A 12,730-nucleotide genomic window follows, 5' to 3' on the forward strand; every position below is an offset into this window, starting at 1 on the left:
ATTTTCTCAGGTCCTATGCAGCGGATTCGGGCGAAGCGGGCTTGGCCCGCTTCTCTTGTTCTTCGGCGATCAACACCTTCGCCAGCAGCTTCCCGGCAGCGCTGCGCGGCAGGCTCTCGCGAAATTCCAGCGCGCGCGGCGTCTCGTGCCGGCCGAGGCGATCCTTGAGGAAGTGCAGCAATTCGTCGAGCGTAAAGGCAGGCATGCCGGCCTTGAGCACGACGAAGGCCTTCGCCGCCTGGCCGCGATAATCGTCGTCGATGCCGATCACCAGCACTTCCTGCACCGCCGGATGCTCGTAGATCGCATTCTCGATCGCCACCGGATAGACGTTGAAGCCGCTCGAGATGATCATGTTCTTGCGCCGGTCGACGATCTGGAACAGCCCGTCGGCGTCCATCCGGCCGAGATCCCCGGTCAGGAACCAGCCCTCGTGGAAGGCATCGCGCGTCGCCTCCGCCTCGTTCCAATAACCCTTGAAGACATTGGGGCCGCGAATGGCGATCTCACCGATTTCGTCGGGCGGGCAATCGGCACGCCCGACGTCGAGCGAGACGATCTTCATCTCGAGGCCTGGCAGCGGTACGCCGATCACGCCCGGCCGAGGTTTCGCCTGCTTCGGCAGGCGCGAGCCGGCGGGCGCGGTCTCGGTCATGCCCCAGCCATTGTTCAGCCTGACGCCCAATATGCCTTCGAGTCGGGTCTGGACCTCGAAGGGCAGGGGCGCGCCGCCCGAGACGCAGGAGCGCAACGACGAAAAATCGACCGTCTCGACGCCCTTGCGGTTGAGCAGGGCAAACCACATCGTCGGCACACCGGAGAACATCGTCGCGCGACGGATCGCGATATCCTCGATCAGGGTTTCGACATCGAAGCGCTGGCGCAGCAGGATGCGGTTGCCGTCCCGCAAATGGCGCAGCAGGATCGTGGTCAGCGCGTAGATATGGAACAGCGGCAGCACCGCGATCGCGGTCTGCGCTCCGGCTTCCAACGGTTCGCCATCAGTCCAGAGACGGTAGATGTTCACCGCCGAGACAAGATTGCCATGCGTCAGCATCGCTGCCTTCGGCGCCCCTGTCGTGCCGCCGGTGAACTGCAGCAGCATCACATCGTCGGGTGAAAGCACCGGCCAGTTCGCCGGGTCAGGCGCCGTCATCAGGTCGTCGAGCCAGGCGAAGCCGCCACCAGGCGGCAGATCCTGCGGCTCGGCCTCCCCCGGTCCCCAGCGCGCATCCTCGCCGACCAATACGCGATCGACGAAGCCCGCCGCACGCAACGCCTGCACCTGCGGCAGGAAGCCTGGAAGGTTCGTGGTGATCAGGCGGACCGGCTGCGTCGCCACGAGCTTGTGCTCAAGCTCCCGCAAGGCATCGAGCGCGCTGAGATGCACGACGGTCGCGCCGCAGCGCGCGACCGCGAAGAACGCGACGGGATGCCAGAGCGTATTGGGAAGGAACAGCGCCACCCGGTCGCCCTGCCTGACGCCATCGGCGATCAACCCCGCCGCGAGCCGGGTGGCCAGCCTGTCGAGTTCGCCATAGCTCAGCTCGCTCTCGCGGAACGCGATGGCCACCGCGTCCGGCCGCGCCGCGACGGCCGGCACGAGCAGATCCGGCACCGTACCGGTTTCCACTGCCGCGTCCCAGTCGCAGGCCTGCGGAAAGCGCTCCTGCCAGATCGGGCGCGCTGCCTGGATCACGCCGCCCTGGCCTTCAGGTCCGCGAAGCCCTTGCCCTCGGCCGCGAGCTCGCGCAGCAGCGGCGCCGGTTCGAGCGCGGCATCACCGCTTTCCGCTGCGAGCCTTTCCAGACGCTTGACGATCACGTCGAGCCCGACAGAGTCAGCCCAGTGCATCGGCCCACCGCGCCAGGCCGGCCAGTTATAGCCGTTGATCCAGATCGTATCGATATCGCCCGGCCGCGCAGCAATCCCCTCCGCGAGGATCTTCGCACCCTCATTGACCATCGGATCGAGCAGGCGCGCCAGGATTTCGTCCGGCTTCATCGCCCGGCGCTCAACGCCCTGCTCCTTGGAAACCTGCGCAATCAGCGCCTCGACCTCCGGGTCGCGTTGCCCGGCGCGCGCGCCCTCCGGATAGAGATAGTAGCCACGCCCGGTCTTCTGACCAAACCAGCCGCGCTCGCAGATCGCGTCCGCGACCGCTGCGGTTTTGCCGCGCGACTTGCGCGTGCGCCAGCCGATATCGTTGCCCGCGAGATCCGACATCGCGAATGGCCCCATCTTGAAGCCGAAACCGGTCAGCGCCGCGTCGACCTCATGCGGCAGCGCACCGGCGATCAGCAGCCGCTCGGCGGCCCGCGTGCGCTGTTCCAGCATGCGGTTGCCAACGAAGCCGAAGCAGTTCCCGACCACGACCGGCACCTTGCCGAGCCTGCGTCCGAGCGAAATCGCAGTGCCCACCGCATCATCCGCAACGCCGGCTGGCCGCACGATTTCAAGCAGCTTCATGACATTGGCCGGGCTGAAGAAATGCATCCCGATCACATCCTGCGGCCGCTTCGTTGCCATGGCGATCGTCGCGAGGTCGAGATAGGAGGTGTTCGAGGCCAGGATTGCGCCTTGCTTCGCAATCCCATCGAGCGCGCCGAAGATCTCCTGCTTGACGCCCATCTCCTCGAAGGCGGCTTCGATCACGATATCCGCCTCCGCTGCCGCCTCGAGCCCGAGCTTCGGCGTGATCAGCGCCATGCGCTGGTCACGCGCGGCCTCCGTCAGCGAACCGCGCTTGACCGAGAAGCCGTAGGTGTCGCGGATGCGGGCATAGCCCTTGTCGAGCTGCTCCCGCGTCGTCTCGATCACGGTCACTGGGATGCCGGCATTGGCGAAACACATCGCGATCCCGCCACCCATCGTGCCGGCGCCAATGACGGCCGCCTGCCGGATCTGACGCGTCCCCTTGCCCTCGTCGATGCCCGGGACCTTGGCCGCCTCGCGCTCGGCAAAGAAGGCGTAGCGCAGGGCCTTGGAACGGTCATCGACGACCAGCTTGAGGAACAGCGCGCGCTCGGCAGCAAGCCCCTCGCCAAATGGCAGGGTGAAGACGCCGCGCACCGCCTCGATCAGCGCCAGCGCATTCGGCATGTCGCCCGACCTGGCTGCCGCATCCTTGGCCAAAGCCTCGAACGCCTCGCGGTCGGATGATGTCAGCATGTCCGCGCGCTCGCCGGTCTTCACGGGCGCCCCCTTGGCCGCAAGCTCCTGCGCCAGCGCAATGGCCGCAGCGACGAGGTCGCCCTCGACGACCCGGTCGACGAGGCCGAGTGCGGCCGCCTTCTCCGCAGAGATCGCCTCTCCGCTCAGCATCAGGGGAAAGGCCTTCGCCGCACCGATCACGCGCGGCAGGCGTTGGGTTCCGCCGGCACCCGGAATGATGCCGAGCTTGATCTCGGGCAGGCCGAGCTTTGCCGCTGGTGCCGCCACACGGCCATGGCAGGCGAGCGCCAGTTCCAGCCCCCCGCCCAGCGCGACGCCCTGAATGGCAGCCACCACCGGCTTCGCGGAGCCTTCGATGATCGCGAGCACGCCAGGCAAGGTCGGTTCGACCGGCGGCCTGCCGAACTCGCTGATATCGGCACCGGCGATGAAGGCCCGCCCGGCGGCCGCGATCACGATAGACTCGACCGCCGGATCGGCAGCCGCGCGCGAAAGCGCATCGACGAGAGCGGCCCGCAGGCTCGCACTCAGGGCATTCACAGGAGGATTATCGATGGTCGCGATCGCCACCGGGCCGCGCTGCGAGAGCCGGACGGTCTCCATGGGCATGTTCCTCACGCTTTCAGTCTGCACTGCAGAATTGAATGCTGCATTTCTCGGACTAGAGAGGCGACTGGCCACGGCTTGTCAAGAATGGGCAGGACGGCTCCGGCGGCGCCACAAGCGGGAACTGCATTGCAGAATGAACGCCCACAACTTGACCGCTCCGGAAGCTGCATGTCATGCCTTGCACGGATCGACGCTAGGACGGATCGTTCCTGCGAATCCAGTATCACGGCGCATCCTTCCGACAGGCAGAACAGCGCTGCTGGGATTGCGTGAAGATCGACAGGGGATAGGCAAGGGATGACCGCGACCGTTCTGACTCAAAGCCCCTTTCCCGGCGTCCTCCAGATCACCATCAATCGCCCCGACCGGCGCAACGCGCTCGACCGCGCAACCTATGGCGGATTGATCGCGGCCATCACCGCAGGCGAAGCTGATGAGGCTGTCCGCGCGCTGGTGCTCACCGGCGCGGCCGGGTGCTTCACCAGCGGTAACGACATCAAGGATTTCGCCGCGGCCTCGGGCGACGGTGCGCGCATCGCCATCGATTTCCTGACGACGATCTCGACGGCGAAGAAGCCGATCGTCGCCGCGGTCGAAGGCTTTGCCGTCGGCATCGGCACCACCATGCTGTTGCATTGCGACCTTGCCTTCGCCGGGCGTAGCGCCAGCTTCCGCCTGCCCTTCGTTACGCTCGGGCTCTGCCCCGAAGGCGGATCGAGCCATCTGCTGCCGATGATTGCCGGCAGCAAGCGCGCCGCGGAACTGCTGCTGCTGGGCGAGGCGTTCCCTCCCGAGACGGCAGCCGAAGCGGGCCTCGTCAATGCCGTGGTGGCGGAAGGCGAAGCGCTCTCGATCGCGCTCGACAAGGCGCGGGCGCTCGCTGCCCTGCCGCCGCAATCGGTCGCCCTGACGAAGATGCTGCTGAAGCGCGGCAATGCCGCCGCCGTGGCCGAAACGATCGCGCTCGAAGCCAGGCATTTCGGCGAGCGCCTGGTCTCGGCCGAGGCGCAGGCCGCCTTCGCCGCGTTCCTGATGAAACGCTGAGGCCATGGCGGCGCAGCTGTCGGACGCCCCCGAACGCGGCGAACGAGCCGGGCCGAAGGAAGACCGGCATTTCGTCACCGCCCTGGCGCGTGGGCTCGATGTGCTCGCCTGTTTCAAGCGCAACGAGGATGCGCTCGCCAACTCGGAAATCGCAGCACGCTGCGGACTTGCCCGTTCCACCGTTTCGCGGCTGACCTATACGCTGACCAAGCTGGGCTATCTCCATCATGTCCCGCATAGCGGAGCATACCGGCTTGGCACCGCGCTGATCGCACTCGGCGCCACCGCGCTTGCCGGGCTCGATGTGCGCCAGATCGCACGGCCCGGCATGCAGGAACTCGCCGACTTCGCCAAGGCCTCGGTCGGCCTCGGCGTCCGCGACCGGCTGAGCATGCGCTATATCGAGTGCTGCCGGGGCGAGGTCGCGATCGCCCTCAACATCGATACCGGCTCGCGCATCTCGATGGCACGCAGCGCCATGGGCCGGGCCTATCTCGCCGCCTGCGACCCGGCCGAGCGCCAGGCCATCATGGACGATTTCCGCTCCGTCGACGACGCTGCCTGGCCGAGTCTGCGCGAGGGCATTGAACAGGCGCTCGAGGAGTATCGCATGACAGGTTGCGTCCGCTCCTTCGGCGACTGGCAGCCGACGGTGAGCGCGATCGCAGTGGCCTTCCACCCCGGTGGAGGCCTGCCGCCGATGACGATCAATTGCGGCGCGCCGACCGTCATCCTCGATCCCGGTTTCTTGCTCGAGGACGTCCGGCCGCGCCTGATCGCGCTGGCAGCCAGTCTTGAAGGAGTGATGGGTTCGTGATCGCATCCGACCTTCCCCTCGCCGGCATTCGCGTTCTCGATCTCTCGCGCATCCTCGCCGGCCCCTGGTGCGGCCAGGTCCTGGCCGATCTCGGCGCCGATGTCATCAAGGTCGAGCATCCCCAGCGCGGCGACGATACGCGCGACTGGGGCATGCGGCTCGGAGAGCGCAACACCTGCTATTTCAACAGCGTCAACCGCAACAAGCGCTCGATCGGCATCGATCTCGGCCAGCCCGAGGGCCTCGCCATCATCCTTGAGCTCGCGCGCAAGAGCGACGTGCTGATCCAGAATTTCAAAACCGGCGGCGCCGACAAGCTCGGCCTTGGCTATGCCGCGCTCAGCGCCGGGAACCCCGGCCTGATCTACTGCTCCATTGCCGGCTACGGCTCCGATGGACCGGAGGCCGCACGACCCGGCTACGATCTCGTCATCCAGGGCGAATCCGGCCTCATGGCCATGAACGGCAATGACGACCAGCCCCCGCTGAAATTCGGTGTCGCGATTGCCGATCTCTTCACCGGCCAATATGCGGCGCAGGCCGTGCTCGCGGCTCTCGTCCAGCGCGGACGCACCGGCAAGGGCAGGCATGTCGAGATGGCGCTGTTCGATTGCGGCCTCTCGGTCACCTCCTATTACGGGCTGGAGGCCCTGGCGCTCGGCGGGGACCCGCCGCGCTACGGCAACGCCCATCCCTCGATCGTACCCTATGGCGTGTTCGATGCGGCGGACGGCGCGCTCGTCCTCACGGTCGGGAACAACGCTCAATATGATCGTTTCTGCCGTTCGGTGATCGACCGGGTCGACCTTGCTGAGAACCCGCGCTACGCCACAAATCTCCAGCGCACCACCCACCGCTCCGAACTGTTGCCGCTCATCGAGGCGGAGCTGCGCGCCCGCCCGCGCGCCGAACTGCTCACGAAACTGGCGGCGAACGGCATTCCCAGCGGCGAGGTGCTCGGCCTCAACCGCGCCTTGCGCTCGGAGCGGGCTGGGCGGGCCGGCATGCTGGTGGAGGACGGGGACAATGCCGGCGCACCCGCCGTACTCGCTCCGCCCTACCGCCTCGATGGCGAACGGCTGCCGGTGCGCCATATGCCGCCGGCGCTGGGCCATGACACCTGGGCAGTCCTCGCGGACGAACTCGGTCTGCCTGCCGAGCGTCTGGACGCATTGAAGGCGCGCGACGTAATAGCCTGACGCCGCGCGCCCGCCGCAACTACGCGGCGACCGCCCGTCTCGACCGCAGTTTCTCCAGGGACCACATGAAGACCGGCCAGAGCAGTGCCGCGATCGTCATCGAAGACAGCACCATCGAGACCGGGCGGCTGAAGAAGGGCAGGATGGAACCGTCCGACTTGATCAACGAGGTGACGAAGCTCTGCTCCACCATCGTGCCCATGACGATGCCGAGCACCATGGCAGCAACGGGATAGCCGTTCTTCTCCATCACAAAGCCGAGCAGGCCGAAGATCGCGACGCACCAGACCGCAAACAGGTTGTTGCCCGCCGTTGAGAAGGCCCCGACCGCACAAAAGATCATGATCACCGGCATGACCGCCGAGCGCGGAGCCCCGACGACACGGCTCGCCAGCCTGATCATGATGATGCCGAACGGGATCATGATGATGTTGCCGAGCAGGAAGATGATGTAGAGCGCATACATGCTCGACGCCTGCTCGGTGAACAGCGTCGGGCCCGGATTGAGCCCCTTCATGTAAAGCACGCCGATGGCGATCGCCGTGATCGTGTCGCCGGGAATGCCGAAGAGCAGCGCCGGAACCCAACCCGACGCGAGCGAGGCGTTATTGCTTGCGCCAGCCTCGATCAAACCTTCGGGATGGCCGGTCCCGAATTTCTCCGGGGTCTTTGAGAAGCGCTTGGACATCGCATAGCTGACCCAGGCAGCCATGTCGGCACCGGCACCGGGCAGGACGCCGATGATGATGCCGACGATGTTCCCGCGCGTCTGCTGCTTCGGATATTTCTTGGTCAGCTCGATCTGCCCCTTGAGGATGCTGCCGAGCCGGCGGTGCTCCAGCTTCGGCGGCTCGCGCTCGGTCAGGGCGCGCATCACCTCGGCAAGCGCAAAGACGCCGACCAGCGCCGGTATCGGCTCGATGCCGCCAAGAAGATCGGTMGAGCCGAAGGTGAAGCGCGGGACGCCGCCGGGATTGTCGATACCGATGCAGGTGATGAGCAGGCCAAGCAGCATCGCGGCGATAGCCTTGATCGGCGAGGAGCGGGCGACCAGCGTCGAGCACATCAGCCCCAGCATGGCGAGCCAGAAATTCTCGTAGGTCGAGAAGGACAGCGCAAACTCGGCCAGCAACGGTGCGATCAGCATCAGCGACAGCGTGCCGGCGATGCCGCCGAGCGCCGAGAACCACAGGCAGATGCCGAGTGCCGTCTCGGCTTGGCCCTTGCGGGTCATTGCATAGGCTTCGTCCGTGTAGGCCGCGGAAGCCGGCGTCCCGGGAATGCGCAGCAGGCAGCCCGGAATATCGCCCGAGAAGATCGCCATCGCCGATGCGGTGATGATGGTGGCGATGGCCGCGATCGGTGACAGATAGAAGGTGATCGGCACCAGGAGTGCCGTCGCCATCGTGGCCGAGAGCCCCGGCAACGCGCCGACCGTCAGGCCATAGAAGGCCGAGGCGACGATCGCGATCATCACATCGGTCTGGAAGACCAGTCCGAAGGCCTGGATGACGGTATTCATCGGCTCACCACGGGAAAGGCAGAAGGCCGCCGGGCAAGGGCACGCGCAGCAGCTTCAGGAAAATCAGGTTGATGACGAAAGGCGCGATCAGCGCCAACGGCACCGCGAGCTTCGGCCGCGCCCCGAAGGCGAAGCTCGCGATCACAACCATGATCCCTGCCGTCGGCAGAAAGCCCATTGCCTCGGACGCAAGCGCATAGAAGGCGAGCAGAGCCGGCGGCAGCAATGCAAGCCAGTTCCGCCAGGCCGGCAAGGGCTCGAGCAGTTCCGGCGCACTATGGCTCGCGACATCCGCCTCGGCCACTTCTTCGAAATGCCGCCCGATACCGAAGGCGATCAGCGTGCCGCAGAGGACGAGGGCAGCCCCGACGGCCATTGGAAAGGCGGAGGGGCCGACCTGCTGGCCAGGGACCGGCGGAAGTGTGGATCCATAGAGGAAGGCAGTGGCGCCGAGCGCCACCATCACGCCCCCGGTTATCTTGTCGGATAGAAGCATCGCGAAACGTCCGCTGATCCGTGCCGGGGCGGCGCCATGAGCGCGAGCGACCGCATCTCCCGCACTCATTTCAGGCACAGTCTGAAAGATCGAGAAGCGGCGGAAGGATGAAGCTGCCTCACCCTTCCGCCAACCGTTTGCCGCCTCAGGCCTTGGCCAGGCCCGCCGCCTTCATCGCGGACGCCATGGCCTTGTCACCTTCGGCCATGAATGAAGCAAAGCCTGCCGGGTCGGCGAACTTCATGCCGAAGCCCCGGGCGTTCATGAAGTCCTTGTATTCCTTGGAGTCGAAGGCCTTTTTCAGCGCGGCGGCGAGCTTGCCCTGGATATCGGCCGGCAGCCCCTTGGGCGCGCCGATGCCACGCCAGGCGCCGACCGAGTAGTTGACGCCGAGTGTCTCGTTCAGCGTCGGAACGTCTTTGAACTGCGGATTGCGCTCGGTCGCCATGATGGCGAGCGACTTCGCCTTGCCGGCATCGATCATGGCCCGGGCTTCGGGCACCGAGCAGGTGACGATGTCGATGCCGCCGGCTGCGAGGTCCTGCATGCCGGGTGCTGCGCCATTCGACGGCACCCAGGCGACATGATCGGGCTTCAGCCCCATCGCCACCAGCCAGCCKACCAGCGCGAGGTGCCAGATACCGCCCTGGCCTGTTCCCGAGGCCTTGAGCTTGCCGGGAGGCGCAGCCTTGATGGCTTCGGCAAGAGCCTTGATGTCCTTGTGCGGGCTCGAGGCGCTGACCTGCACGCCTGGCGGATCCTCGTTCATCAGCGCCAGCGCGGTATAGCTTGCCGGCGTGAGATCGGTGAGACCCTGATGATGCATCATCGAGATCTCGACCGTCAGCATGCCGATATTGTAGCCGTCGGGAGCCGCCGTCGCGATCGCCGAATGGCCGACGACGCCCGAGCCGCCGGTGCGGTTGACGACGTTGCAGGGCTGGCCGAGATCCTTCTCCAGGAGCGAAGCGACGATGCGCGCCGTCGCGTCCGTGCCGCCACCTGCGCCCCAGGGGCAGATCATCGTCAGGGGGCGGCTCGGCCATTGTGCCTGCGCGATTGCCGGCTTGACGATCAGACTTGCCGCGCCTGCCGCTGCCGCACCCTTCAAAAGCTTACGTCTGTTGATGCCGTCCGTCATTCCCGTGTTCCCTCCGCTTAATCGATTTAGGTCCGGGATGCTTCTCCGCGGATGCGGGGCTCCCTTGTCAGTCCGACGCTATCTGAGCCGATTGTCGTAACGGAAACAACTGCTCTTTGAAGACGGGTTCACAGTCCGCATGCGACGGGCAATGCAGCCTTTCCGACCTTCTCGACCACCGCCCCGGTGCTGATCTCCGGCCCCGACGTCGCGGCTTGAAGCGTTACGCCTGCCTTGCCCAGCAGCGCCTGCATGGCAGCCCCGGCGGCAATCGCGTAGGCGCGCTGCGGCGCGACCCCTGCAATCAGCACCCTGTCCGAGGGGTTGGACGTCACCAACCCGGCAAGACGACCCTGGCGATCGAAGACCGGGCTGCCCGCCTGGCCGGGTTGCAGCGGCGCGAACACCGCCTCGCCGGCGCCGAGGCGCACGGATTGTCCCGGCAGGGCCATCGCCGTGCGCTGCCCGCCGGAATCGCCGAAAGCCATCAGCACGACGCTCTCCTGCGCCACCAGCGCCCCACTCCGAAGGCCTGGGGGAGCTCCGGCCGCAGTGCCGTCGACATCCAGCAAGGCAAGGCCGCTCGCATCGTCCTTGATGCGCAGCCGCGCCGGCCGACCGGAAACCTTGAGCGATTTGCAGGGGTCGATCGCCGCCGTCGCCGTCAGGACGAGCTTGTCCGAGACAGCGAGGCCGACACCGAAGCGCTCCGTCGGCCTCGCCGCGACCACGACCGGAGGCGCCGCGCCTGGTGTCGGCACGCTCGCGACCGCAGGACCCGCCGTCGCAGGCGCAGGCCCGGTCGGAAAGGGTTCGAAGCTGCTGGCAATAGCGATGACGAGCTTGTCGATGCTCGGCGCGAGAGCCTTGTCGTAGCCGATCGAGAAGCCGCGCAGGCCGCCCGGCCCCGACGACAGGCGCCGGTAGAACCGCCCCGACGGCGTCTCGCCAGTGACTACGAAGAAATCCGGCCGGAGCAGCTTGTATGTGATTTTCCGCCCTGGAACGGCCGCGCTCGTGGCCTTCTCGAACAGCGCCTCGACAGTATCCCCTGCCGGTGCCGTGCTCGTGTCGAGCGTCACCCTGCCATCCTCGCTCTGCCAGCGGCCGCCGCCGGTCGCGGTCGCCTCGCGGCGCGGCAGCAGCTTGGTCGGAATGCCGATGCGGATACCGGTGCGTTCGTCGGTGATGACGCGGAAGCCCGCCGCCTCGCGCGCCGCCCCCGCCGCCTGCGCCAATGCCCGGCGCTCGACGGGCGTCAGGATGCCGTCCGGCATGCCGCGCGAGCCGGCCTTCAGCGCGTTGATGCCACGAAAGGTCAGCGGCCCGTAGGAGCCGCTGACCGCGCCGTTGAAATGTCCCGCCCAGATCAGGTCGTTCTGGATCGCCTTGCGTTCGAGCTCGGGCAAGGCGTCGAAGGCAGCCTGCGCCGCGGCAAGTTGCGGATTCGCCGCAGGTTGCGGCTGGGCTTGCGCGAGCGCCGGCAAGAACAGCAGCCCGGCAGCGACGAGCAGCCCCCTTGTCCCAAGCGAAGACCTCAACCCCGTCGCCATCACGCGCTCCCCTGCAATCGGCAGCATTGAAGCGTCATTGCCGGCGCATCCGCAACTGGTCTCGTCAGGCAAGCATTTCGTGGACCAGAGGCACGACCCTGCGTCCATAGAGCTCGATGCAGCCCATGAGCCTGTCATGGCTAAGAGGCCCGGCGCTGTATTTCATCTGGAAGCGCGCCGCATCGAGCGCCTTGACCGTCGCGGCGATCTTGCGCGCGACCGTCTCCGGCGACCCGACATAAAGCGAGCCGAAATCGATCTCCTGATCGAACTCGGCGCGATTCATAGGCGGCCAGCCGCGCTCACCGCCGATCCGGTCGCGCATCCGCTTGTAGTCCGTGAAGAACTCCTCGCGCGCCCGCTCGTCCGTTTCCGCCACATAGCCCGGCGAATGCACCCCGACCGGCGGCACCGGTTTCCCCAGTTGCGCAAAGGCGCGGTGATAGAGATCGACATAGGGCCGGAAGCGCGCCGGCTCGCCGCCAATGATCGCGAGCATCAGCGGCAGGCCGTAGCGGGCGGCACGAACGACGGATTCGGGACTCCCGCCAACCCCGATCCAGGTCTTCAGCACCCCGGTTTCCAACGAGGGAAAGACGCGCTGGTTCTTGAGCGGCGGCCGCGTCGTGCCCGACCACGTCACCGCATCCTGGCTGATCAGTGCCGCGAAGATTTCGAGCTTCTCCTCGAACAGGGTTTCGTAATCGCGCAGCTCATAACCGAAGAGCGGGAAGGACTCGGTGAAGGAGCCACGGCCGAGAATGACCTCTGCCCGTCCGCCCGACGCCGCGTTGAGCGTCGAGAAACGCTGGAACACCCGGATCGGATCGTCGGAGCTCAGCACCGTAACGGCTGAGCCGAGGCGGATCCGCTCTGTGCGCCCGGCTATCGCCGCAAGCACGACCTCCGGCGAGGAAATGGCGAAATCCGCGCGATGATGCTCGCCGACACCGAAGAAATCGACCCCGACCTGATCGGCCAGCACGGCCTCGTCGATCAGGTTGCGGATGACCTCTGCGTGCGGCAACGGCTGGCCGTCCGCCCCGGAGGTGACATCGCCAAACGTGTCCAGGCCCAGTTCGAGAGGCTGTGTCATGCACATGTCCGTTCAGGCTGGCTACGGTCGAGGGAGATTGTGCCGAGATGAGCCCGGCGGAACGCATCCGCACCAATTG

Annotated in this window: 10 protein-coding genes; 3 read left to right on the top strand and 7 right to left on the bottom strand. The window is 66.5% G+C overall.

Features of this window, described 5'->3' with window-relative positions; genetic code table 11:
* Window positions 1-13: 13 nt before the first annotated feature.
* Together AC1DIO_RS00360 and AC1DIO_RS00365 are read right to left on the bottom strand one after the other, a co-directional pair.
* Window positions 14-1,699, bottom strand: coding sequence for an AMP-binding protein (locus AC1DIO_RS00360; protein ID WP_441504417.1), 1,686 nt, complete (start codon window positions 1,697-1,699; stop codon window positions 14-16).
* Window positions 1,696-3,783 (bottom strand): 3-hydroxyacyl-CoA dehydrogenase NAD-binding domain-containing protein, encoded by a 2,088-nt coding sequence (locus tag AC1DIO_RS00365; RefSeq protein ID WP_476852992.1) that lies wholly within the window; start codon window positions 3,781-3,783, stop codon window positions 1,696-1,698. Before AC1DIO_RS00365 ends, AC1DIO_RS00360 begins: the two co-directional genes overlap by 4 nt.
* Before the next feature lie 297 nt (window positions 3,784-4,080).
* Between AC1DIO_RS00365 and AC1DIO_RS00370 the strand changes: the two genes are divergently transcribed.
* Genes AC1DIO_RS00370 through AC1DIO_RS00380 form a run of 3 tightly spaced genes read left to right on the top strand, consistent with a single transcriptional unit; the run spans window position 4,081 to window position 6,843 of the window.
* Window positions 4,081-4,827 carry an enoyl-CoA hydratase-related protein gene (locus tag AC1DIO_RS00370; protein ID WP_441488011.1) on the top strand — a complete coding sequence of 249 codons (747 nt, stop codon included), beginning with the start codon at window positions 4,081-4,083 and terminating at the stop codon, window positions 4,825-4,827.
* Between the two features lie 4 nt (window positions 4,828-4,831).
* On the top strand, window positions 4,832-5,644 hold the full coding sequence (locus AC1DIO_RS00375; protein WP_441504414.1) for an IclR family transcriptional regulator: 813 nt from the start codon (window positions 4,832-4,834) through the stop codon (window positions 5,642-5,644).
* Window positions 5,641-6,843 carry a CaiB/BaiF CoA transferase family protein gene (locus tag AC1DIO_RS00380; RefSeq protein ID WP_441504413.1) on the top strand — a complete coding sequence of 401 codons (1,203 nt, stop codon included), beginning with the start codon at window positions 5,641-5,643 and terminating at the stop codon, window positions 6,841-6,843. The genes AC1DIO_RS00375 and AC1DIO_RS00380 overlap by 4 nt, the downstream gene beginning before the upstream one ends.
* A 19-nt stretch (window positions 6,844-6,862) precedes the next feature.
* Here the strand turns inward: AC1DIO_RS00380 and AC1DIO_RS00385 are convergent, their stop codons facing one another.
* The 5 genes from AC1DIO_RS00385 to AC1DIO_RS00405 all read right to left on the bottom strand — a co-directional run bounded on the left by AC1DIO_RS00385 (window position 6,863) and on the right by AC1DIO_RS00405 (window position 12,651).
* Window positions 6,863-8,365: a tripartite tricarboxylate transporter permease gene (locus AC1DIO_RS00385; protein ID WP_441488008.1), complete on the bottom strand. Its 1,503-nt coding sequence runs from the start codon at window positions 8,363-8,365 to the stop codon at window positions 6,863-6,865.
* Window positions 8,366-8,369: 4 nt separating this feature from the next.
* Window positions 8,370-8,861 carry a tripartite tricarboxylate transporter TctB family protein gene (locus tag AC1DIO_RS00390; RefSeq protein WP_441504411.1) on the bottom strand — a complete coding sequence of 164 codons (492 nt, stop codon included), beginning with the start codon at window positions 8,859-8,861 and terminating at the stop codon, window positions 8,370-8,372.
* 145 nt (window positions 8,862-9,006) lie between these two features.
* On the bottom strand, window positions 9,007-10,002 hold the full coding sequence (locus AC1DIO_RS00395) for a tripartite tricarboxylate transporter substrate binding protein (RefSeq protein ID WP_441504410.1): 996 nt from the start codon (window positions 10,000-10,002) through the stop codon (window positions 9,007-9,009).
* A gap of 128 nt (window positions 10,003-10,130) precedes the next feature.
* Complete coding sequence (locus AC1DIO_RS00400; RefSeq protein ID WP_441504409.1) at window positions 10,131-11,582, bottom strand: trypsin-like peptidase domain-containing protein; 1,452 nt, start codon at window positions 11,580-11,582, stop codon at window positions 10,131-10,133.
* Between the two features lie 37 nt (window positions 11,583-11,619).
* Complete coding sequence (locus AC1DIO_RS00405) at window positions 11,620-12,651, bottom strand: LLM class flavin-dependent oxidoreductase (RefSeq protein ID WP_476852993.1); 1,032 nt, start codon at window positions 12,649-12,651, stop codon at window positions 11,620-11,622.
* Window positions 12,652-12,730 lie beyond the last annotated feature (79 nt).

The organism is Allobosea sp. 05T439 (assembly GCF_056396005.1).

Bases quoted from the DNA above. Each gene is read 5' to 3' on its own strand.
- AC1DIO_RS00400 (WP_441504409.1), bottom strand. From the start codon at position 11,582: ATGCTGCCGATTGCAGGGGAGCGCGTGATGGCGACGGGGTTGAGGTCT.
- AC1DIO_RS00390 (WP_441504411.1), bottom strand. From the start codon at position 8,861: ATGCTTCTATCCGACAAGATAACCGGGGGCGTGATGGTGGCGCTCGGC.
- AC1DIO_RS00365 (WP_476852992.1), bottom strand. From the start codon at position 3,783: ATGCCCATGGAGACCGTCCGGCTCTCGCAGCGCGGCCCGGTGGCGATC.
- AC1DIO_RS00370 (WP_441488011.1), top strand. From the start codon at position 4,081: ATGACCGCGACCGTTCTGACTCAAAGCCCCTTTCCCGGCGTCCTCCAG.
- AC1DIO_RS00405 (WP_476852993.1), bottom strand. From the start codon at position 12,651: ATGACACAGCCTCTCGAACTGGGCCTGGACACGTTTGGCGATGTCACC.
- AC1DIO_RS00375 (WP_441504414.1), top strand. From the start codon at position 4,832: ATGGCGGCGCAGCTGTCGGACGCCCCCGAACGCGGCGAACGAGCCGGG.